The following is an 18512-nucleotide window of genomic DNA, read 5'->3' as shown; positions in this document are numbered from 1 at the left end:
CGTCAGCCGGCGACGCGCCGCACCCAGCGGACCCGGTCGCCGACCATGAGTGCCACCCCGACGACCGGCCGGGGCTCGGCGGAGCGCACGACCCGACCGGGGCGGGAGGCCGCGACGTCGACGACGTGCCCGACGAGCCACACCTCGCGGGGGGCACCGGTCCGGACGGTCGCGACGCTGTAGTACTCGGTCCAGGAACCGCCGCCGACGTCGACGGCCCGGTTGCCGCGCAGCCAGTCCCGGCTCTGCATGAGCGGCGCGAACGGGCTGCCGGAGGACGCCCCGGCCTCGTCGGCGGCCGCCCCGAGCACGTACCTCACCTCGCCCGCGCCACCGTCGCGGTCGCCGAGCACGAGCGCGTACCGGACGTCGGAGGAGGTCGGGTGCGGCGCCCAGGAGACCCGGGCCACGACGCTCGGGCCGCCGCCGTCGTCCGGCACCGTCGCCTCGACGCCCCGGGCCGCGAGGAAGCCCTGGACCTGCCCGACGGGCATGGTCCAGACCTCGCCCTCGAGCCGGGCGTCGGCCACCGACACCGGGGGCGCGCCGAGGCGCTCGACGGCGGCGCGGCCGGCGAGCCCGACGAGGACGAGCAGCACGACGACGGCCGCCGTCACGAGCCCGGAACGGGCGTCGCGGACGGCGGCGGCGTCGGTCTGCTCGGTGCCCGTCACGGTGGCCAGTCCGCGGGCGGCACGAACCGCCAGAGCCAGGCCACCCAGACCACCTGCCCGGCGAGGAAGGCCAGGGCGAGCGCACGCCGGTAGGCCCCCGAGGGCGACGCCGAGGCGAGCAGCGCCCCGAGCGGGAAGAGCAGCAGCAGGTAGCGCGCGAGGCTCGTGAACGGGTCGAGGACGGCGAGCAGGTAGCCGACGTACGCCAGGCACCAGACCCGCAGGTCGAACCCGATGACGCGGGAGGAGCCGGCGAGCACCCAGACCGCGAGCGCGGCGACGCACAGCGAGAGCACGAGCGGGCCGACCCAGTAGCCGAGGACGTAGCGCGAGATCGTGATCCACGGCAGGAACACGTGCATCTCGTGGCCGACCCGCCACGCGCTCATGGTGTCGGTGTAGGCCGCGCGCTCCCCGGTGCCGACCCAGGCGACGACCGGCCACACGATCGCTGCGACCCCGGCCGCGGCCGTCGTCGCGAACATCGCCGCGACCCGGGAGGGGGCGACCGGCTCGACCCGGTGCCGCCAGAGCACCCGCAGGACGTGCAGGCCCACGACGACCGCGAGCGGGACGCCGATCGGCCGGGCGACGCCGACGAGCAGGACGACCGGCACGGCGAGCAGGTACCGGTGCCGTTGCAGGCACCAGAGCACGCCGACGAGGAGCAGGACGCCGACGGACTCGGTGTAGGCGAACTGGAGGACGGGGGCCGCCGGGTAGCAGCAGAAGAGCACGACCGTCCACAGCGCGAGGCGGTCGCCGACCAGCGGCGCCATGAGGCTGCGCAGGACGACGACGGCGGCCGCCCCGGCGAGCAGCGCGACCGCCGTCGCGGCGACCGCCCACGACGCGCCCGTGACCTCCATGACCACGCGGGCCAGGGCCGGGAAGAGCGGGTAGAACGCCCACTGGTTCTGGAGCACCTGCCCGGCGTCGTTGCGCGGCAGCGCGGCCGGGTAGCCGCCCTCGGCGATCCGCCGGTACCAGTCGCCGTCCCAGAGGCTCACGACGCCGAGGTAGCCGGGGTCCGCCGGGTTCCAGATGCTCTCCGGCTGGAACCGCGCGACACGGTCGACGACGACGAACGCGAAGAGCCGGGTCGCGACGAAGACGAGGAGCACCTGCGCCCAGGGCGGCAGCGTGAGCCACCGCATCCGCAGGGCGTCCGAACGCGCCTGCAGGTCGGCCCGCAGACCGTCCGCCGCGGGGAGGGCGCCGCCCTCGGCCGGCTCCGGGCGACCGGGCCCGCCGGTCCCGTCGGTCCGGTTCGTCACCGCCATCCGGCACCCCGGGCGTGGCACCCCGTGAGGTGGTCGTCGACGAGCCCGCACGCCTGCATCGCGGCGTAGGCCGTCGTCGGGCCGACGAAGACGAACCCGTTGCGCTTGAGTGCCTTCGACAGGGCGACGGACTCCGGCGTCGTGGCCGGGACGTCACCGAGGACGGCGGGTGCGGGGCGGGTCGCGCGGTCCGGCGCGAACGACCAGACGAGCGCGTCGAGCCCGCCGTCGACGGCGTCCCGCATCGCGAGGACGGCGCGCGCGTTGGTGATCGCGGCGGCCACCTTCGCGCGGTTGCGGACGATCCCCGGGTCGGCCATGAGCCGCGCCTCGTCGTCCGGGCCGAACCGCGCCACCTGCTCGGCGTCGAAGCCGGCGAAGGCGCTGCGGAACCCCTCGCGCTTGCGCAGGATCGTCAGCCAGGAGAGCCCGGACTGGAACGCCTCGAGGGTGAACCGCTCGTAGAGCGCCGTCTCGCCGCGGACCGGCCGGCCCCACTCGCCGTCGTGGTAGACGGCGTAGTCGGGCGTCGAGGCGCCCCAGGAGCAGCGGGCGAGCCCGTCGTCGCCGACGACGAGGCCGGACGACGCACCGGCCGGCTGCGTGCCGTCGGTCACCGGGCGGCCTGCCCGCGCTCGACGTCACGGGCGACGGTGCGCAGCACCCGCCCCAGGCCCAGCCGGGTCGCGAAGGCGACGAGCGGGGCGAAGGGCCGGGTGAGCCGGACGGGCGCGACCTCGACGTCGTACGTCCAGGACAGCCGGCTCGCGCCGTCGGGGCGTGGCGTCACGTCGATCCGCGCCGTGCCCAGGACGAGCCGCCCGTGCTTGTGGACGACGCAGTGCCCGGCGGACCCGCCGGCCGGCGGCGACCACTCGACGACCTCCATCGGGTCGTCGAAGCCGAGCGGGCCGAGCGCCGTCCGGGCGACGAAGCGGGTGCCCGCCCCGGTCGCCGACGGGGTCGTGACCCGGACCGTCGTCAGCGGCGCGAAGCGGCCGTGACCGGGCCAGTCGGTGATGGCGTCCCAGGTGGGGCCCACCGGGGCGGCGACGTCGACCGCGACGACGACGTGCGCCACGGGTCAGGCCTCCTGGGTGCGGTGGCCCGGGCGGGACGCCGCCGCGGGGTCGTCCGAGGCGGCCGGGACGTCCGCGACGACCTGGTCGGCCGCGGCCGGGGCCGGCTCGCCGAGGCGGTGCCGGAGCCCGGTGATGACCTCGTCGCGGCGCGCCAGCTCGAGGACGAGCCGGTCGAGCGTGCGGTCGACCTCCTCCATCCGGTAGCCGCGCAGCGCCGGCGAGAACCGGACCCGCTCGACGTCGGCGGGGCCGATCTCCCCGTCGTCGGGCAGCGGACGCGCGGGCAGGGACGACACCGGGGCGTCGAGGCCGCCGGTGATCCGGCCCGTCGCGACGGCGGCCACGGCGACGGCGACCGCGAGGACGAGGAGGGTGAGCAGGAGCGTCACGGGGACGATGCTGCCACGTCCGGGGCCCGAGCGGTTCGCCGTCCGGGCCGGGGACGCCGCACCCGGCCGGGTGACCCGGCGGCCGCACGGGTGGCGAGGACGGCCGACCGGGGCCCGGTCGCCCTGCGTGACCGGTGTCCGGATCGGCCGAAAGTGTCTGCCGCCGGTCGTGTGATTACTCCTCGGATTTCTTGAGGTACCCAGCGTCACTGCACAGGGTGGGCCCCGTCCCCTGACGCCCGACGAGGTCCCAGGAGGTCTTGATGACGGTGGAGACAGCGCCAGAGAAGATCGAGCACGCGACCGCTCACGGCACGGCCCGCGCGGCCGGTCCGCGGCACCGGGAGGAGCCCGCGCCGCGGGTGCTCCGCCTCCCCGGCACGACCCGGCGACGGGCGGCGGTCGTGCTGGCCGTCGTCGTCGCCCTCGGCGGGATCGGGACCGGCGCGGCGGCCGCCGCGGCCCCCAAGCACCTCGGGGCGCCGAAACACCTGCGGATCGCGCCCAAGCACCTCGGGCCGAGCGCCGCGGCCCCCAAGCACCTCGGGCCGAGCGCGGCGGCGCCCAAGCACCTCGCGCTCGCCCCGAAGCACCTGTCCGGGCCGTCCACGGCGGACCCGGCGGACCTCACCGTCGTGGCCGCGTCGCACGGCTCGGCCGCGAAGCTGTGGTGGCCCTGGCCGGGGGTCCTGCACGGGGCGTTCACGACCCAGACCCGCAGCGGTGCCCGGGCCTGGACGGTGCAGCGCGGCGAGGTCGTCTCGGTCGACGTCGCGACGTCGACCCTCGTCGTCCGCTCCGCCGACGGCTTCGTCGGGACGTGGACGGTCGATCCGGCGGCCCGGGTGAAGAAGGTGACCAAGCGCGGGCCGCGGGTGCTCTCGCTCGCCGGCGTGCTGCCGGGGTACCGGGTCGCGGTCGTCGGCAACGGGGCCGAGGCGGCCGGGACGGCGACCCTCGTGCAGGTGACGGGCGTGCCGCACCGACCGTCGGACACGCCGTCCGGCACCCCGTCCGGCACCCCGTCGGACACGCCGTCGGACCCCCCGTCGGGCAGCGGCGGCACGACCGTCTGACCGGCGCGCACCGACCCCCGGGGGCGGTCGCCCGCGTCGGAGGCGACGCGACCGTCCCCGGGCCCGCCGGACAGGTGCACAGGCAGACAGGTTCACAGGCGGACAGGTTCACAGGCTCCTCACAGCGTGCACCTGCATGCTCCTGGGGTCGTCGCGCTCCTGCGGCGGCCACCACGACCCGAAGGGCTGCTCGGAGCATGAGCGCACCCCGCACCGTCATCGGCCTCGTCGTCGCCGCCGGCCTGCTCGTCGGCGGCGGCGTCGCGGCCGGCACCCTCGCCGCGACCGGTGCGCTCGCGTCGTCCACGTCGCCGTCCGCCCAGCCGACCCGGCCCGCGGCGTCGCCGGACGGGCCCGGGCACCGCGGCGACGGCGACCGGCGGGGGCACCGGCGCGAGGGCCTCCCCGGCTTCGGTCCCGGTGGCGTCGGTGCCGGTGGCTTCGGTGCCGGTGGCTTCGGCGCCGGGCGCATGCTCCACGGCGAGGTCGTCGTCGAGAAGGCGGGCGGCGGCACCGAGACGCTCCTGGTGCAGCGCGGCACCGTGACCGCGAAGACCGCGGGCGGCGTCACCGTGCGCAGCAGCGACGGCTTCACGACGACGTGGAAGGTCACCGCGGGGACGACGGTCCGGGCGGGCCGCCCGGGCCCCGGCCGCGACGGGGCCGCCGGCACCCTCGCGGACGTCGCGCAGGGCGCGGAGGTCCTCGTCACCGGTCCGCGGCCGACGAGCGGCGACCCGACGGCCCGCATGCTCGGCGTCCGGCCCGCGGGTCCGCGGGACGGCCGGGGCGACGGCCGCACGGGCGGCACGGCCACGCCGTCGCCCGCGACGACGGCGTCCGGGGCTGCGCTCCAGGGCTGAGCGGCGGGCTCAGGCCTCGGCCTCGAGCACCTCCTCGGCGAGGGGTCGCGCGTGCGCGCCCCCGCCCCGCGCGGCCTCGATCCCGGCCTCGACGGCGTCGACCGCCTCGCCGACGGTCGACGTCCACACCGCTCCCGCGGCGGCCGCCGGTCGGACGAAGCCCTGGGCGACGAGCTTGTCGACGAGGTCGCGCAGCCCGGCGAGCACCCCGCCCGGGTCGAGCACGACGACGGGCTTGTCGTGCATCCCGAGCGTGCCCGCGACCCAGACCTCGAGCAGCTCCTCGAGCGTGCCGATCCCGCCGGGCAGCGTGAGGAAGGCGTCCGCAGCGGCGTCCATCCGGCCCTTGCGCTCGCGCATGTCCGCGGTGACGACGAGCTCGTCGGCGTCGACGTCCGCGACCTCGAGCCCGACGAGCGCCTCGGGGATGACCCCGAGCGTGTGCCGGCCGCCGGCCCGGACGGCGCCCGCGACGGCACCCATCATCGACACCCGGCCCCCGCCGCTGACGAGGTCGTGCCCGCGGCGGGCGAGCTCGGCGCCGACCTCGCGCGCGAGCTCGACGTGCGCCGGATGGATGCGCTCGGACGACGAGCAGAACACGCAGACCCTGGCCATGCCGCGAGCCTACGGGTGAGCCGGTGCGGCTATCCCGCCCAGGCCTGGCCCTGGTCGCCGGCCAGCCAGTAGGGCTGCTCCTCGGGGATGACCGCGGCCGTCAGCGTCCGCACGAGGTCCGGGATGTCCTCGGAGGCCAGGCGCAGGGTGCCCATGCAGCGCCCCTCCTGCCAGATCGACAGCACGACCCGGTCCATCTCGGGGTGGGCACTGACGCGCAACGTCCGGCCGACCGCATCGCGGCCGACGAAGATGTCCCCCTGCGAGGGGACGGGCGTCACGAACATGGGACCACTGTGGGCCTCCGTCAAGCCCACGTAAAGAGGCTGGAGGTCACTGATCAGCAGATCGTGACGTTAGAGGCACTAAAAGTGACCGAAGGGTGGAGGTCAGCCCTCGGGCGGAGAGCCGACAGACGCCTCCATCGAGGCCGCCTCCCGCGCCCGCTGCTCGGCCGACGACGCCATGATCTCGACCGCCTCGTCGACGTCGTCCGTGACCCGGACGAGGTCGAGGTCGGGCACGGAGATCATCCCGCGCTCGACGAGCGGCCCGCGGATCCAGTCGAGCAGCCCGGTCCAGAAACCGTTCCCGAGCAGGACGATGGGGAACTCGGTGACCTTGTGCGTCTGGACGAGGACGAGCGCCTCGAAGAGCTCGTCGAGGGTGCCGAAGCCGCCGGGCAGCACGACGAACCCCTGGGCGTACTTGACGAACATCGTCTTGCGCGCGAAGAAGTAGCGGAAGTTCACCGCCATGTCGACCCAGTCGTTGATGCCCTGCTCGAAGGGCAGCTCGATGCCGAGCCCGACCGAGACGCCACCGGCCTCGCAGGCCCCCTTGTTCGCCGCCTCCATCGCGCCGGGGCCGCCGCCGGTGATGACCGCGAAGCCCTCCTGCGCGAGGCGGGCACCGAGCCGCTCGGCGACGGCGTAGTCGGGGTGGTCCCGCTTGGTCCGGGCCGAGCCGAAGACGCTGATCGCCGGCCCGAGCTCGGCGAGCGCGCCGAAGCCCTCGACGAACTCCGCCTGGATCCGCAGCACCCGCCACGGGTCGGTGTGCACCCAGTCGCTCGAGCCCGCGGTGTCGAGGAGGCGCTGGTCCGTCGTCGACCCCGGGACCTGCCCGCGCCGCAGGGTGAGCGGCCCCTTCCGGTAGTCGCGCAGGTGCGAGGGGTCGCCCGCGGCGACGGGTCGCGACGGCGGCGGGGCGGACGACGGGACGGACGGCGGGGTCGGCTGGCTCACACCACGACGCTAGGCCCGCTCCCCCGACGCGCACCAGCGGACCCGCCCGGGCGTCGTCCGGTCGTCGTCCGTAGGCCGTTCGTCCGTATCCGTACGGTCACGGGGCGTCTGGGGCGCTTGTCCACCCGCTACTGTGCTCGGGTGCGATCCTGGCCGGAGGACGTCCCCCCGGGCGCCCCCCTGCCGCCGGACCTCGACGAGCTTCTCGCCGAGGGGCGCTGGGGCGACACCGGGGAGGCTCTGCGGCGCCTCGAGGAGGTCCTGCCGGGTCTCGAGCACGCCGGGGACGCCGACTCCCTGCTCCTCGGCCTCTACGGGCGGGTCCGGCTCCAGCGGCTCGCCGGGGTGCCGGTCGCCGACGCGGTCGCCGGCTGCGACACCCTCGAGCGGGCCGCCGTCGAGCGCCGCTGCCCGATCTACGCCGCGACCGCCTGCGCGCTGCGCGCGAACCTGCGGATGGAGGCCGGTGACGTCGGCGCCGCGATGGCCGACCTGGCCCGCGTCGACCTCGAGCAGCTCGGGGACGCCGTCGACGGCGTCGCGGGGGCGCGCCTGCTCGACACCCTCTCCACCGCCTTCGCCCGGCTGCGGCTCGTCGACCGGCTGGACGACGTCCGCGGCCGGCTCGACGGGCTCACCGACCTGCTCCTGCCGGTCGTGCGCTCGACGCACTGGGCGGGCTGGGCGACCGAGCTCGCCGGCCGGGCGATGGAGCCGCTCGCGAGCGGCGCCGGCGAGCCCGACCACCGCCTCCTCGAACGCGCGGTCGAGGTCGCCGACCGGGTGAACGCGCTCCAGGACACCGTCGTGCCGCCGCGGCTGCGCCGGACCGTGGACGGCGTCCGGGCGCTCGCCGCGGCGTACCGCGGCCGGCCGTCCGAGGCCCTGCGGCTGCTCGGCCAGGACGCGTTCGGCGACCCCACCGACCTCGCGCCGCTCGAGCGGCAGGTCGTCCGGCTCGCCGCGATGCACGCGCACGCCCTCGTCGGCTCGATCGCGACGGCGCGCAGCCTCGACGACGCCGGCCACGACGGCTCGGCGGCGCTGCCGCACCTCGTGCTCGAGGTGTGCCGGGCCCGCGAGCGGCTGTGGCTCGAGACCCACGCCGGCGGTGACGTCGTCCCGGTCCTGCACCGGCTCACCGACCTGCTCGTGCGGCTCGGCTGGCAGGGCATGGACCTCGTCACCGACACCGCGCGCCAGGCCCTGGAGCACCAGGCGCTGCGCACCGAGAGCCGGACCGACCCGCTCACCGGGGTGGGCAACCGGCGCGCCCTCGACGAGGACCTGCGCCAGACCCTGCGGTTCACACCGCTGCCCATGTCGCTCGTGCTCGTCGACGTCGACGACTTCAAGGGCGTCAACGACCGGTTCACGCACGTCGTCGGCGACGAGGTGCTCCGCCGCGTCGCGGGGTCGCTGTCCGCCCAGCTCCGCGTCGGGGACCGGCTGCTGCGCTACGGCGGCGACGAGTTCGTCGTCCTCCTGCCGCGCACGGGCGACCAGGAGGCCCGCCAGGTCGCCGGCCGGATGGCCGACGCCATCGCGGACATGCCGTGGGGCGACCTCGCCGAGGGGCTCGACGTCCGGATCACGACGGGCTGCGCGGCGCTGTGGTCGCTCACCGGGCGCCGGCCCGAGCGGGACGCCGAGCAGCTGTTCCGGCGCGCCGACGAGGCGCTGCTCGAGGCCAAGCGGCAGCGGCCGCACTCACGGGACCAGAACCCCTGGCAGTCGGGCGGACGACGGGTCGCCCTCCGCGAGGCCCCCGGGCCGACCCTCGCCCCGCCGGACCGGGAGCCGGCCCGCGACGACCAGCCGCGCGTCGTCGTCCTGCCCGGGAGCGTGGACCTCACCGCCGTCGAGGCCGGCGAGGGCAGCGGCTGGGACGCCGGCTGGGACGGCGCGTGGGCCTCGGCGGACGACGGCCCCTCCGACCCGCTCACCGCGCCCCGGCGCACCCCGCCGCACGGGCTGCCGATCACGTCCGGGCTGCCGGTCCTGCGCGGGATGACGGCCGCCGCCGGCGACACCGGGCTCGCCGGGCACGTCGAGCGGGGCGGCACGCTGACGGCGCCGCGCGGCCTGCCGCTGCTCGACGGCCTCCCGCCGACCCCGCCGCTCGGCCAGGCCGCGCTCGTCGCCGACCTCCTCGACACCGCGGAGACCATGGACGAGGCGGTCAGTCACGTCACGGCGCCGGGTGTCCCGGTCATCACCGGCGCGCTGCCCCTGATGTCCCCGCGCCGCGGACGGCGCGCCCTCGGCCCGCCCTCCGACGACCCCGCGGACGCCTTCGACGGCGCCCGGGACCACGCCCCGGACCACGCCTCGCCGGCCCTCCCGGAGTACCCGCCGGCGCCCGCGCACGGCGCACCCGCCCACGCGTCGTCCGCCCCGTCGTCCGCCCCGTCGTCGCNGCCGGCCCCGTTCACCGACCCGGCCGGTCTGCCGACCCCGGCCCGCGGCGCCCGCCGTCCGGCGGTCATCGACCTCGACTCCGCGTCGGGCCGGCGCGCGGCGCACCGGACGCCGCTCACCTGAGCCGCCGGCGGCGGGCACGCCTCAGGCGGTGAGCCACTCCCGCAGGACGCGCTCGCACTCGTAGATCTGCACCGCGGGGACGTGCTCGTCGTCGCGGTGCGCGAGGCTCGGGTCGCCGGGGCCGTAGTTCACCGCGGGGATGCCCAGGGCGCTGAAGCGCGAGACGTCGGTCCAGCCGTACTTGGCCCGCGGCTCGCGGCCGATGACCGCGACGAACGCGGCGGCGGCGGGGTGGTCGAGGCCGGGGTGCGCGCCGGGGGCGGCGTCGGTGACGATGACGTCGAAGCCGGTGAAGACGTCGCGCAGGTGCGCCTCGGCGTCCTCGACGGACTTGTCCGGGGCGAAGCGGTAGTTCACCGAGACGACGCACAGGTCCGGGACGACGTTGCCGGCGATGCCGCCGCGGATCCCGACCGCGCTGAGGCCCTCGCGGTACACCAGGCCCTCGACCTCGACCTCGCGGGCGTCGTACGCCTGCAGCCGGGTGAGCACGTGCCCCGCGTCGTGGATCGCGTTGTGGCCCATCCAGGCCCGGGCCGAGTGCGCCGCGACGCCGGGGATCGTGATGTCGATGCGCATCGTGCCCTGGCAGCCGCCCTCGACGGCGCCGCCGGTCGGCTCGCAGAGGACGGCGAAGTCGCCCGCCACCCAGTCCGGGTGGTCACGGGTCAGCCGGCCGAGGCCGTTGCGCCAGCCCTCGACCTCCTCGTGGTCGTAGAAGACCCATGTGACGTCCCGGGTCGGCTCGGGAGTCGTCGCCGCCACCCGGAGCTGGACGGCGACCCCGCCCTTCATGTCGACGGTGCCGCGCCCGTGGAGCACGAGGCTCTCGCCCTCGCCCTCGGTCCACGTCGGCAGGTTCGCCGCGACCGGGACGGTGTCGAGGTGCCCCGCGACGACGACCCGCTCGGCCCGGCCGAGGTTCGTCCGCGCGACGATCGCGTCGCCGTCGCGGAGCACCTCCAGCCAGGGCAGCTCGCGCAGGGCCGCCTCCACGGCGTCGGCCAGCTCGCGCTCGTTGCCGCTCACCGACTCGACGTCGCAGATCGCCCGGGTCAGGGCGACAGCGTCGATGGACAGGTCCAGCCGTGGGGACGTCGTCGTCGTCACCGCCCCAGCGTAGGGGCCCGCCGTGCGCACGCCCGTGAGGACGTCCGCGGACCGAGACGATCACCGCACCCGATGACGGGCGCGGCCGGGCGTGCCGCATAGGCTTTGGGCATGACCGACGTGACCGAAGTGACGAGCCCGCAGGCGCCCGCCGCCCCGGCGACGAGCCGCACGGCCTGGGGCTTCGGCCTCGCCACGACGACCGAGGACGGCGTCGTCCTCGACACCTGGTACCCGGCCCCCGCGCTCGGCTCGCCGGCCGACGCCGGCCCGCACGCCGTCCCCGCCGAGCTCGCCGCGCTCGAGGGCGTCGACCCGCACCGCCGGGTGCGGCAGACCGTCGTCCGCACCGTCGTCGACCTCGACGCCCCGCCGGCGGACGTCCCCGACGCGTACCTGCGGCTCCACCTGCTCTCGCACCGGCTCGTCGCCCCGCACGGGCAGAACCTCACGGGGATCTTCGGCGTCCTCGTCAACGTCGTCTGGACGAGCTTCGGCCCCTGCCCGGTCGACGACTTCGAGGCGACCCGGCTGCGCCTGCGCGCGGCCGCCGGGGCGGGCGGGCGCGGCGGCAGCGGCGGTCGCGTCGAGGTCTTCGGCGTCGACAAGTTCCCGCGGATGACCGACTACGTCGTCCCGACCGGGGTGCGCATCGCGGACGCCGACCGGGTGCGTCTGGGCGCCCACCTCGCACCGGGCACGACGGTCATGCACGAGGGCTTCGTGAACTTCAACGCCGGCACGCTCGGCGCGTCGATGGTCGAGGGCCGGATCTCGGCGGGCGTCGTCGTCGGCGACGGCTCCGACATCGGCGGCGGCGCCTCGATCATGGGCACCCTGTCCGGCGGCGGCCAGCACGTCATCAGCGTCGGCCGGCGCAGCCTCGTCGGCGCCAACGCGGGCATCGGCATCAGCCTGGGCGACGACTGCGTCGTCGAGGCCGGCTGCTACGTCACCGCGGGCACGAAGGTGAACCTCCTGCCGGACTCCCGCGTCCTCAAGGCGGCGGAGCTGTCCGGCGCCGACGGGCTGCTCTTCCGCCGCAACTCGCTCACCGGGGCGATCGAGGCCGTCCCGCGCGAGGGCAAGTCCTTCAGCCTCAACGCCGCCCTGCACGCGAACGACTGACGCGAACCACCGGGCACCGCCCGGCGTTGGACCGATGAGGACCTGCCCCCGACGGAGACGAGACGACCGCACCGCATGACGACGACCCAGCTCCCCGGGGCCCGGCCCGCGCCGCCCGCGCGCCGGCGCGGCCGCAACGGCCGGCCGGTGCTCGTCGGGCTCGTCCTGCTCGGGCTCGTCGGGTCGGTCGCGGCGGGCTGGGCCTGGCTGCGGGGCTCGGTGGGCTCGATCCCGGTGCGCGAGTACTGCACGGCCCTCGTCGGTGACGGGATGGGCGACCTCGACCCCGAGCAGGCCGGCAACGCGGCGGTCATCGCCTCGATCGCGGTCCGCCGCGGCCTGCCCGCCCGGGCGGCGACGATCGGCATCGCGACCGCCATGCAGGAGTCGAAGCTGCGCAACATCGACTACGGCGACCGGGACTCCCTCGGCCTGTTCCAGCAGCGCCCGTCGCAGGGCTGGGGCACGCCGGAGCAGGTGCAGGACCCGGTCTACGCGAGCAACGCGTTCTACGACGTGCTCGTCAAGGTCGAGGGCTACCAGAGCCTGCCGATCACGGACGCCGCCCAGAAGGTCCAGCGGTCGGCCTACCCGAGCGCGTACGAGCAGCACGAGCCGGAGGCGCGGGCGCTCGCGTCGGCGCTGTCCGGCTACTCCCCCGGCGCGTTCGAGTGCGTCCTGCGGCCCGCCGACGTCGCCGCCCAGGAGCCGGGCGCGAACGGTCTCACCGCGCGCGCGACGGCCCTCGTCAAGGCCGCCAAGACCGAGACAGGTCGCACCGGGAAGGCCGACCCCGAGGTCGCCGCGACCGCGCCGGAGGCCGGCACCGCCGTCCGGTTCACCCTCGCCGGGCGGGAGGGCACCCGGACGGCGTGGAGCCTCGCGCACTGGGCCGTGGCCCGCGCCGACGCGCTCGCCGTCACCGCCGTCGAGGTCGACGGCAAGCAGTGGCGTCGCGACCGCCCCGACGCCGGCTGGGCCGCGCTGACGGACGGTCCGCCGGCCGGGACCGTCGTCGTCCACGTCGCCTGACGGCACCCGGACGCACGACGGCGCCCCTCGCGGGCGAGGGGCGCCGTCGGGACGTGCCGTGGTGCGAAGTGCTTGTGCCGCAGGCGGTCAGCGCTCGGTGAGCGCCACGTAGTCGCGTTCGGCGACCCCGGTGTAGACCTGCCGCGGGCGACCGATCTTCGTCTGCTTGTCCTCGATCATCTCGCGCCACTGCGCGATCCAGCCGGGGAGCCGGCCGAGCGCGAAGAGCACCGTGAACATCTTCGTCGGGAAGCCCATCGCCTTGTAGATGAGGCCCGTGTAGAAGTCGACGTTCGGGTACAGCTTGCGCTCGATGAAGTAGTCGTCCGAGAGGGCGATCTCCTCCAGGCGCATGGCGATGTCGAGCAGCTCGTCGCGCTGGCCGAGCTTGTGGAGGATGTCGTCCGCGGTCTTCTTGATGATGGCCGCGCGCGGGTCGTAGTTCTTGTAGACCCGGTGGCCGAAACCCATGAGGCGGACGCCGTCCTCCTTGTTCTTCACCTTGCGCATGAACGTGTCGACGTCGTCGTCACTGTTCTTGATCTTCTCGAGCATCTCGAGGACGGCCTGGTTGGCGCCGCCGTGCAGGGGCCCGAAGAGCGCGTTGATCCCGGCCGAGACCGAGGCGAAGAGGTTGGCGTGCGAGGAGCCGACCATCCGGACCGTCGACGTCGAGCAGTTCTGCTCGTGGTCGGCGTGGAGGATGAAGAGCAGGTCGAGCGCCTTGACCATGTCCGGGTCGAGGTCGTACGGCTCCGCCGGGAAGCCGAACGTGAGCCGCAGGAAGTTCTCCACGAGCCCGAGGCTGTTGTCCGGGTAGAGGTTCGGCTGGCCGACCGACTTCTTGTACGCGTACGCCGCGATCGTCGGCAGCTTGGCGAGGAGCCGGATCGTCGAGATCTCGACGTGCTGGGCGTCGAAGGGGTTGAGGCTGTCCTGGTAGAACGTCGACAGCGCGCTCACCGCGCTCGACAGCACCGGCATCGGGTGCGCGTCGCGGGGGAAGCCGTCGAAGAACCGCTTGAGGTCCTCGTGGAGCATCGTGTGGCGGCGGACGAGCTGGTCGAACTCCTCGAGCTGCGTCGCCGTCGGCAGCTCGCCGTAGATGAGCAGGTAGCTCACCTCGAGGAACGTGCTCTTCCCGGCGAGCTGCTCGATGGGGTAGCCGCGGTACCGCAGGATGCCCTCGTCGCCGTCGATGTACGTGATCTGCGAGGTGCACGAGGCGGTGTTCACGAACCCGGGGTCGAGCGCGACGTAGCCGGTGGACTTCAGCAGGGACGAGGTCTCGACGCCCGATCCCCCGACGGTCGCGGGGACGACAGGCAGGTCGAGCGCGCCTCCGGGGTGGTGGAGGCTCACCGTCTGCGGATCGGACATGCACGCTCCTCGAGGATGCTCATGGGGCGGGTGGGCATCGCCGGCGCCGGTCGCGCCTCGCGGGTCGTCACCCCTTGAGACAGGGACGCTACCTTCCTGACATCTCCCTGCACCATTCAGGGGGCATGTGACGCATGTGACCGGTCGCACCGCTCGCCGGACGGCGTGTCGCGCGGCGTGTCCGGTCGCCGATCGGTCGCCCCACGACCGCCCGGCGGCATCACCCCGACACCTCATCGGCAGCGTCGCGCCCCGACTTCACCACGGCGCACCGACGAACCGGTGGCCCGCTGCACCGGCGCTCCGGCGGGGCGCTCAGGCGAGTCGTTCGGCGAGGGCCGCGATCCGTTCGTCCGTCGCGGTGAGCGCGACCCGGACGTGCTCCGCGCCGGCCGCGCCGTAGAAGGCGCCGGGTGCGACGAGGACGCCGCGGGCGGCGAGCCGGTCGACGGTGTCCCAGCAGGGTTCGCCGCGGGTCGCCCACAGGTAGAGGCCGGCCTCTGAGTGGTCGATGGTGAAGCCGGCGCCGAGCAGCGCGGCCCGGGCGACCTCGCGCCGCGCGCGGTACCGCTCCTTCTGCTCCGCGACGTGCGCGTCGTCGCCGACCGCGACCCGCAGGGCCTCCTGCACGGGCCAGGGCATCATCATCCCGGCGTGCTTGCGCACCTCGAGGAGCCGCTTGACGAGGACCGGGTCACCGGCGGCGAACGCCGCCCGGTACCCGGCGAGGTTGGACTGCTTCGACGTGGAGTAGACGGCGAGCAGGCCCTCGTGCGACCCGCCGCAGACCCGCGGGTCGAGGATGCTCGGGATGTCCTCGACGTCCCAGCCGAGCTCGGCGTAGCACTCGTCGCTCGCCACGACGGCGCCGACCGAGCGGGCCCAGGCGACGACCTTCGCGAGGTGCTCGACCCCGAGCACCCGGCCCGTCGGGTTCGACGGCGAGTTCACCCAGACGAGCCCGACCCGCGAGGCCGCCGGCCCGACCTGGGCCGTGCCGTCCGCGGGCAGGGGCGTCGCGCCGGCGAGCCGGGCGCCGACGTCGTACGAGGGGTAGGCGACCTCGGGGTGGACGACGAGGTCGCCGGGCCCGAGCCCGAGCAGCGTCGGCAGCCACGCGACGAGCTCCTTGGAGCCGATCGTCGGCAGGACGCCGTCGGGGTCCAGGCCCGGGACGCCGCGGCGCCGCGCGAACCAGCCGGCGACCGCCTCGCGCAGCGCGGGCGTGCCGTAGGTCTGCGGGTACCCGGGTGCGTCGGACGCCGCGACGAGCGCGTCCCGGACGACGGCCGGCGTCGGGTCGACCGGCGTGCCGATCGAGAGGTCGACGATGCCGCCGGGGTGCGCGCGCGCTCGTTCGCCGTACGGCGCCAACCGGTCCCAGGGGAAGTCCGGCAGCGCCGTCCGTGCGGACGCGGTCGTGGTCAGTGCCCCTCGCCCTGCGGCGGGAGCGCGGAGATCACCGGGTGGTCCTTGGGGATCACGCCGAGCTTGGCGGCACCACCGGGCGAACCGAGGTCGTCGAAGAACTCGACGTTCGCCTTGTAGTAGTCCTTCCACTGCTCGGGGACGTCGTCCTCGTAGTAGATGGCCTCGACGGGGCACACCGGCTCGCAGGCGCCGCAGTCGACGCACTCGTCGGGGTGGATGTACAGCGACCGCTCACCCTCGTAAATGCAGTCGACCGGACACTCCTCGATGCAGGCCTTGTCCTTGAGGTCGACGCAGGGCTGTGCGATGACGTACGTCACGAGTCCTCCTAGCGGGCCGGGCCTTCCGCCCGGCGATGCGGCCGGCGAGCCACCACCGGCGGGTCGCGCCCTAGTATCGCGGACGCCGGGACCCGTTGCGCACGCAGGTCCGCAGAAGCGAACGGGAGGGGTCGGCGTGGGTGCGGACGGCGGGGACGACGCCGGGACCGGCGGCAGGACCGGGGTCGGGACGGATCGGGACGACGTGTGGCTCGCACGGGCGGGGCAGCGGGTCGTCGTCCGCTACCGGGTCGCAGGCGGTGGCCTGACGGACGCGCTCGGTGACCTCGTCGGTGTGACCGACGTCGCACTCGTCGTCCGCACCCGGCGCGGGGAGGTCCGGGTGCTGCGCAGCGACGTCGTCGCCGGCAAGGTCGTGCCGCCGCGCGCCTCCCGGCCCGCTCCCCCGCACCTCGCGCTCTCGGTGACCGACCTCGTCGCCGTCATGGCGCTGCACTGGAACCCGGCCGACCAGGTGCGCCTGGGCGGCTGGTGGCTGCGCGCCGCGGACGGCTTCACGAACCGGGCGAACTGCGTCGTGCCGCTCGGCGCCCCCGGCGTCGGCGACGACGAGGCGCTCGGGTTCGTCCACGACTGGTTCGCCGCCCGCGGACTGCCCGCCCAGCTGAGCGTCGCGGGCCCGGTCGAGGGCGGCGTCCCCGACGACGGCGACGGGACGGACGGCGCGAGCCCGGCCGCGCGGGCGCTGGCCCTCGTGACCGCACACGACTGGCAGGTCGTCGAGGGTGCCTCGGCGCTCGTCCTCGTCGCCCCGACGGCCGAGCTGCGCGGCGGGGCGGACCTGCCCGTGGGGCTCACCCTCGACGTCGCCGACGCCCCGGACGCGGGCTGGTGCGCGACGTACCGCTACAAGGGCGAGGACCTGCCCGAGCACGCCGTCCGGCTGCTGCTCTCGGCACCCGAGCAGGCGTTCTGGTCGGTGCGGGACGGCGCGCGCACCGTGGCGTGCGCGCGGGGCTCGGTCGGCGCCGGCTGGGCGGGGGTGACCGCCGTCGAGGTCGACCCGGCCTACCGGCGCCGGGGGCTGGCCCGCGTGCTGCTCGGCGCGGTGGCCCGCTGGGCGTGGTCGCGCGGTGCGCTCTCGACGTACCTGCAGACCGCCGAGACGAACACGGCCGCGCAGGCGCTGTACCTGTCGGCCGGGTTCGCCCCGCACCACCGGTACGACTACGTCCGGGCCCCGCGGCGCTGAGCCGCCCGCCCGGCCGGACCCGTCACCAGGACGACGACCCGCCGCCCATGGAGCCGGACCCCGACGAGCCGGACGAGTGCGACGAGTCGGACGAGTGCGAGGAGTGCGACGAGAACAGCGCGGCACCGCCCGCCGCGTGGCTGTTCCGCCGGTGGCGGTCGGCCTCCTCGTCGCGGCGGCGCCGCTCGGCCCGCTCGTGCGCGTCCCGCGCCGCGGCGACGGCTGCGGTGATCTCACGCTCGGCGCGGGCCACCTCGACCTCGAGCCGCAGCCAGGCCGGGCGCGGCGCGGCGAGCCCGTCGCGGACGTCGCGCAGCCGGGCCCCGACCGCGCCGACGGCGTCGGCGACCTCGCCGGGCACGTCCCGGCGGTGCCGCGAGACGTACTCGGCGGCGTCCTGCTGGACGGCGTCCGCCCGGTCCCGGCGCGCCGCCAGGGTGGCCCGCGCCTGCTCGACCGCCGCGACCCGCTCGGTGACCGTCCGGGCGAGGGCGAGCACGGTCTCGACCCCGTCCCGGGCCGACGTCGCGGCCGCCTCGGCGTCCGCCCAGCGCTGCGCTCGCATCGACGCCGCGACCTGGGCGTCCTCGACGCCGGCCGTGGCCCGGTCGACGAGGCCGGGCGCGTCCTCCGCGCCGGTGGCGAGGTCGGCCCAGCAGGACTCGTCGTAGCCGTCCCGCAGGTGCGCGAAGCGGTCCCCGGCGGAGGCCGCGGCCGCGCGGGCGGCGTCGAGCTGCTCGGCGACCGCTGCGGCGGCGGCGAGCACCGCGTCGCGGCGGGCGGGCAGCCCCTCGGCGGCGGCCACCGCGGCCCGGACCGCCTCGCGGGCCGCGACGACCGTACGGGCCGCGGTGATCGTGCTCCCGGCCTCGCGGTCGGTGCGGGACCGGGCCAGGTCCGCGGTCGCGGTGTCGAGGACGGCGGTGCTCTCCTCGACGCGGAAGCCCTGCTCGGTCATCGCACCGACCCGGGCGCGGGCGTCGGGCAGGTCGGCGGAGAGCGCCTCGGTCTGCGGGCCGAGGTCCGCGACCGCCGCGGCGTCCGCGTCGAGCCCGCGGCGCAGCGCCGCCACCTCGTCGCGCGCCTCGGCGACCCGGGCGGCGGCCGCGGTCCAGCCCGCGT

Annotated in this window: 17 protein-coding genes and 2 pseudogenes; 6 read left to right on the top strand and 13 right to left on the bottom strand. The window is 75.9% G+C overall.

Annotated elements, in window-relative coordinates; all coding sequences use genetic code 11:
• Positions 1–2: 2 nt before the first annotated feature.
• The 5 genes from ECOMGDLI_RS10865 to ECOMGDLI_RS10845 are packed head-to-tail and all read right to left on the bottom strand — an operon-like array spanning position 3 to position 3428.
• Positions 3–674, bottom strand: a complete 672-nt coding sequence (locus ECOMGDLI_RS10865) for a hypothetical protein (protein WP_088316855.1) — start codon at positions 672–674, stop codon at positions 3–5.
• Positions 671–1951, bottom strand: a complete 1281-nt coding sequence (locus tag ECOMGDLI_RS10860) for a hypothetical protein (RefSeq protein WP_143447643.1) — start codon at positions 1949–1951, stop codon at positions 671–673. The genes ECOMGDLI_RS10865 and ECOMGDLI_RS10860 overlap by 4 nt, the downstream gene beginning before the upstream one ends.
• On the bottom strand, positions 1948–2574 hold the full coding sequence (locus ECOMGDLI_RS10855) for a DNA-3-methyladenine glycosylase I (RefSeq protein WP_088316853.1): 627 nt from the start codon (positions 2572–2574) through the stop codon (positions 1948–1950). Before ECOMGDLI_RS10855 ends, ECOMGDLI_RS10860 begins: the two co-directional genes overlap by 4 nt.
• Positions 2571–3038, bottom strand: a complete 468-nt coding sequence (locus ECOMGDLI_RS10850; protein ID WP_088316852.1) for an SRPBCC family protein — start codon at positions 3036–3038, stop codon at positions 2571–2573. The genes ECOMGDLI_RS10855 and ECOMGDLI_RS10850 overlap by 4 nt, the downstream gene beginning before the upstream one ends.
• A gap of 3 nt (positions 3039–3041) precedes the next feature.
• Entirely contained in the window at positions 3042–3428 is a 387-nt protein-coding gene (locus tag ECOMGDLI_RS10845; protein WP_088316851.1) for a DivIVA domain-containing protein, read from the bottom strand.
• A gap of 263 nt (positions 3429–3691) precedes the next feature.
• Here ECOMGDLI_RS10845 and ECOMGDLI_RS10840 point away from each other — a divergent pair, with 263 nt between their 5' ends.
• Both ECOMGDLI_RS10840 and ECOMGDLI_RS10835 read left to right on the top strand, forming a co-directional pair.
• A complete protein-coding gene (locus tag ECOMGDLI_RS10840) occupies positions 3692–4504 on the top strand; it encodes a hypothetical protein (protein WP_088316850.1) in 813 nt (270 codons plus the stop codon).
• Positions 4505–4701: 197 nt separating this feature from the next.
• Complete coding sequence (locus tag ECOMGDLI_RS10835) at positions 4702–5367, top strand: hypothetical protein (protein ID WP_088316849.1); 666 nt, start codon at positions 4702–4704, stop codon at positions 5365–5367.
• Between the two features lie 9 nt (positions 5368–5376).
• On the opposite strand, the gene ECOMGDLI_RS10830 is transcribed toward ECOMGDLI_RS10835, so the two are convergent.
• The 3 genes from ECOMGDLI_RS10830 to ECOMGDLI_RS10820 all read right to left on the bottom strand — a co-directional run bounded on the left by ECOMGDLI_RS10830 (position 5377) and on the right by ECOMGDLI_RS10820 (position 7151).
• Entirely contained in the window at positions 5377–5985 is a 609-nt protein-coding gene (locus ECOMGDLI_RS10830; RefSeq protein WP_088316848.1) for a TIGR00730 family Rossman fold protein, read from the bottom strand.
• Between the two features lie 29 nt (positions 5986–6014).
• Positions 6015–6272 carry a hypothetical protein gene (locus ECOMGDLI_RS10825; protein WP_143447642.1) on the bottom strand — a complete coding sequence of 86 codons (258 nt, stop codon included), beginning with the start codon at positions 6270–6272 and terminating at the stop codon, positions 6015–6017.
• A gap of 102 nt (positions 6273–6374) precedes the next feature.
• Positions 6375–7151, bottom strand: coding sequence for a TIGR00730 family Rossman fold protein (locus ECOMGDLI_RS10820; protein WP_088316864.1), 777 nt, complete (start codon positions 7149–7151; stop codon positions 6375–6377).
• Between the two features lie 537 nt (positions 7152–7688).
• Here ECOMGDLI_RS10820 and ECOMGDLI_RS36780 point away from each other — a divergent pair.
• A pseudogene (locus ECOMGDLI_RS36780) lies at positions 7689–9651 on the top strand (GGDEF domain-containing protein); the annotation flags it as partial.
• A 146-nt stretch (positions 9652–9797) separates the two neighbouring features.
• Here the strand turns inward: ECOMGDLI_RS36780 and dapE are convergent.
• Positions 9798–10886 (bottom strand): succinyl-diaminopimelate desuccinylase, encoded by a 1089-nt coding sequence (gene dapE / locus ECOMGDLI_RS10810; RefSeq protein WP_088316863.1) that lies wholly within the window; start codon positions 10884–10886, stop codon positions 9798–9800.
• A 111-nt stretch (positions 10887–10997) separates the two neighbouring features.
• Here dapE and dapD point away from each other — a divergent pair, with 111 nt between their 5' ends.
• Positions 10998–12014, top strand: a complete 1017-nt coding sequence (gene dapD, locus ECOMGDLI_RS10805) for a 2,3,4,5-tetrahydropyridine-2,6-dicarboxylate N-succinyltransferase (protein WP_088316845.1) — start codon at positions 10998–11000, stop codon at positions 12012–12014.
• 75 nt (positions 12015–12089) lie between these two features.
• Positions 12090–13046 (top strand): hypothetical protein, encoded by a 957-nt coding sequence (locus tag ECOMGDLI_RS36280; protein ID WP_088316844.1) that lies wholly within the window; start codon positions 12090–12092, stop codon positions 13044–13046.
• Between the two features lie 87 nt (positions 13047–13133).
• Here ECOMGDLI_RS36280 and ECOMGDLI_RS10795 read toward each other — a convergent pair whose 3' ends face one another.
• From ECOMGDLI_RS10795 to fdxA, 3 genes are all read right to left on the bottom strand, one after another.
• Positions 13134–14426, bottom strand: coding sequence for a citrate synthase (locus ECOMGDLI_RS10795; RefSeq protein WP_088316843.1), 1293 nt, complete (start codon positions 14424–14426; stop codon positions 13134–13136).
• A gap of 315 nt (positions 14427–14741) precedes the next feature.
• Positions 14742–15854, bottom strand: coding sequence for a succinyldiaminopimelate transaminase (gene dapC / locus ECOMGDLI_RS10790; protein WP_198954757.1), 1113 nt, complete (start codon positions 15852–15854; stop codon positions 14742–14744).
• Positions 15851–16177, bottom strand: a complete 327-nt coding sequence (gene fdxA / locus ECOMGDLI_RS33770) for a ferredoxin (protein WP_143447641.1) — start codon at positions 16175–16177, stop codon at positions 15851–15853. The genes dapC and fdxA overlap by 4 nt, the downstream gene beginning before the upstream one ends.
• 136 nt (positions 16178–16313) lie before the next feature.
• Here fdxA and ECOMGDLI_RS10780 point away from each other — a divergent pair, with 136 nt between their 5' ends.
• Entirely contained in the window at positions 16314–17390 is a 1077-nt protein-coding gene (locus ECOMGDLI_RS10780) for a GNAT family N-acetyltransferase (protein WP_088316841.1), read from the top strand.
• A gap of 22 nt (positions 17391–17412) precedes the next feature.
• Here the strand turns inward: ECOMGDLI_RS10780 and ECOMGDLI_RS34580 are convergent.
• Positions 17413–18512, bottom strand: a pseudogene (locus tag ECOMGDLI_RS34580) (hypothetical protein); the annotation flags it as partial.

Origin of the sequence: Kineosporia sp. R_H_3, from assembly GCF_002198675.1 — a bacterium.
In the GTDB taxonomy this organism is placed as follows: Bacteria; Actinomycetota; Actinomycetes; order Actinomycetales; family Kineosporiaceae; genus R-H-3.
The sequence above is the reverse complement of the archived record's forward strand: the minus strand, read 5'-3'. Positions and strand labels throughout refer to the sequence as shown.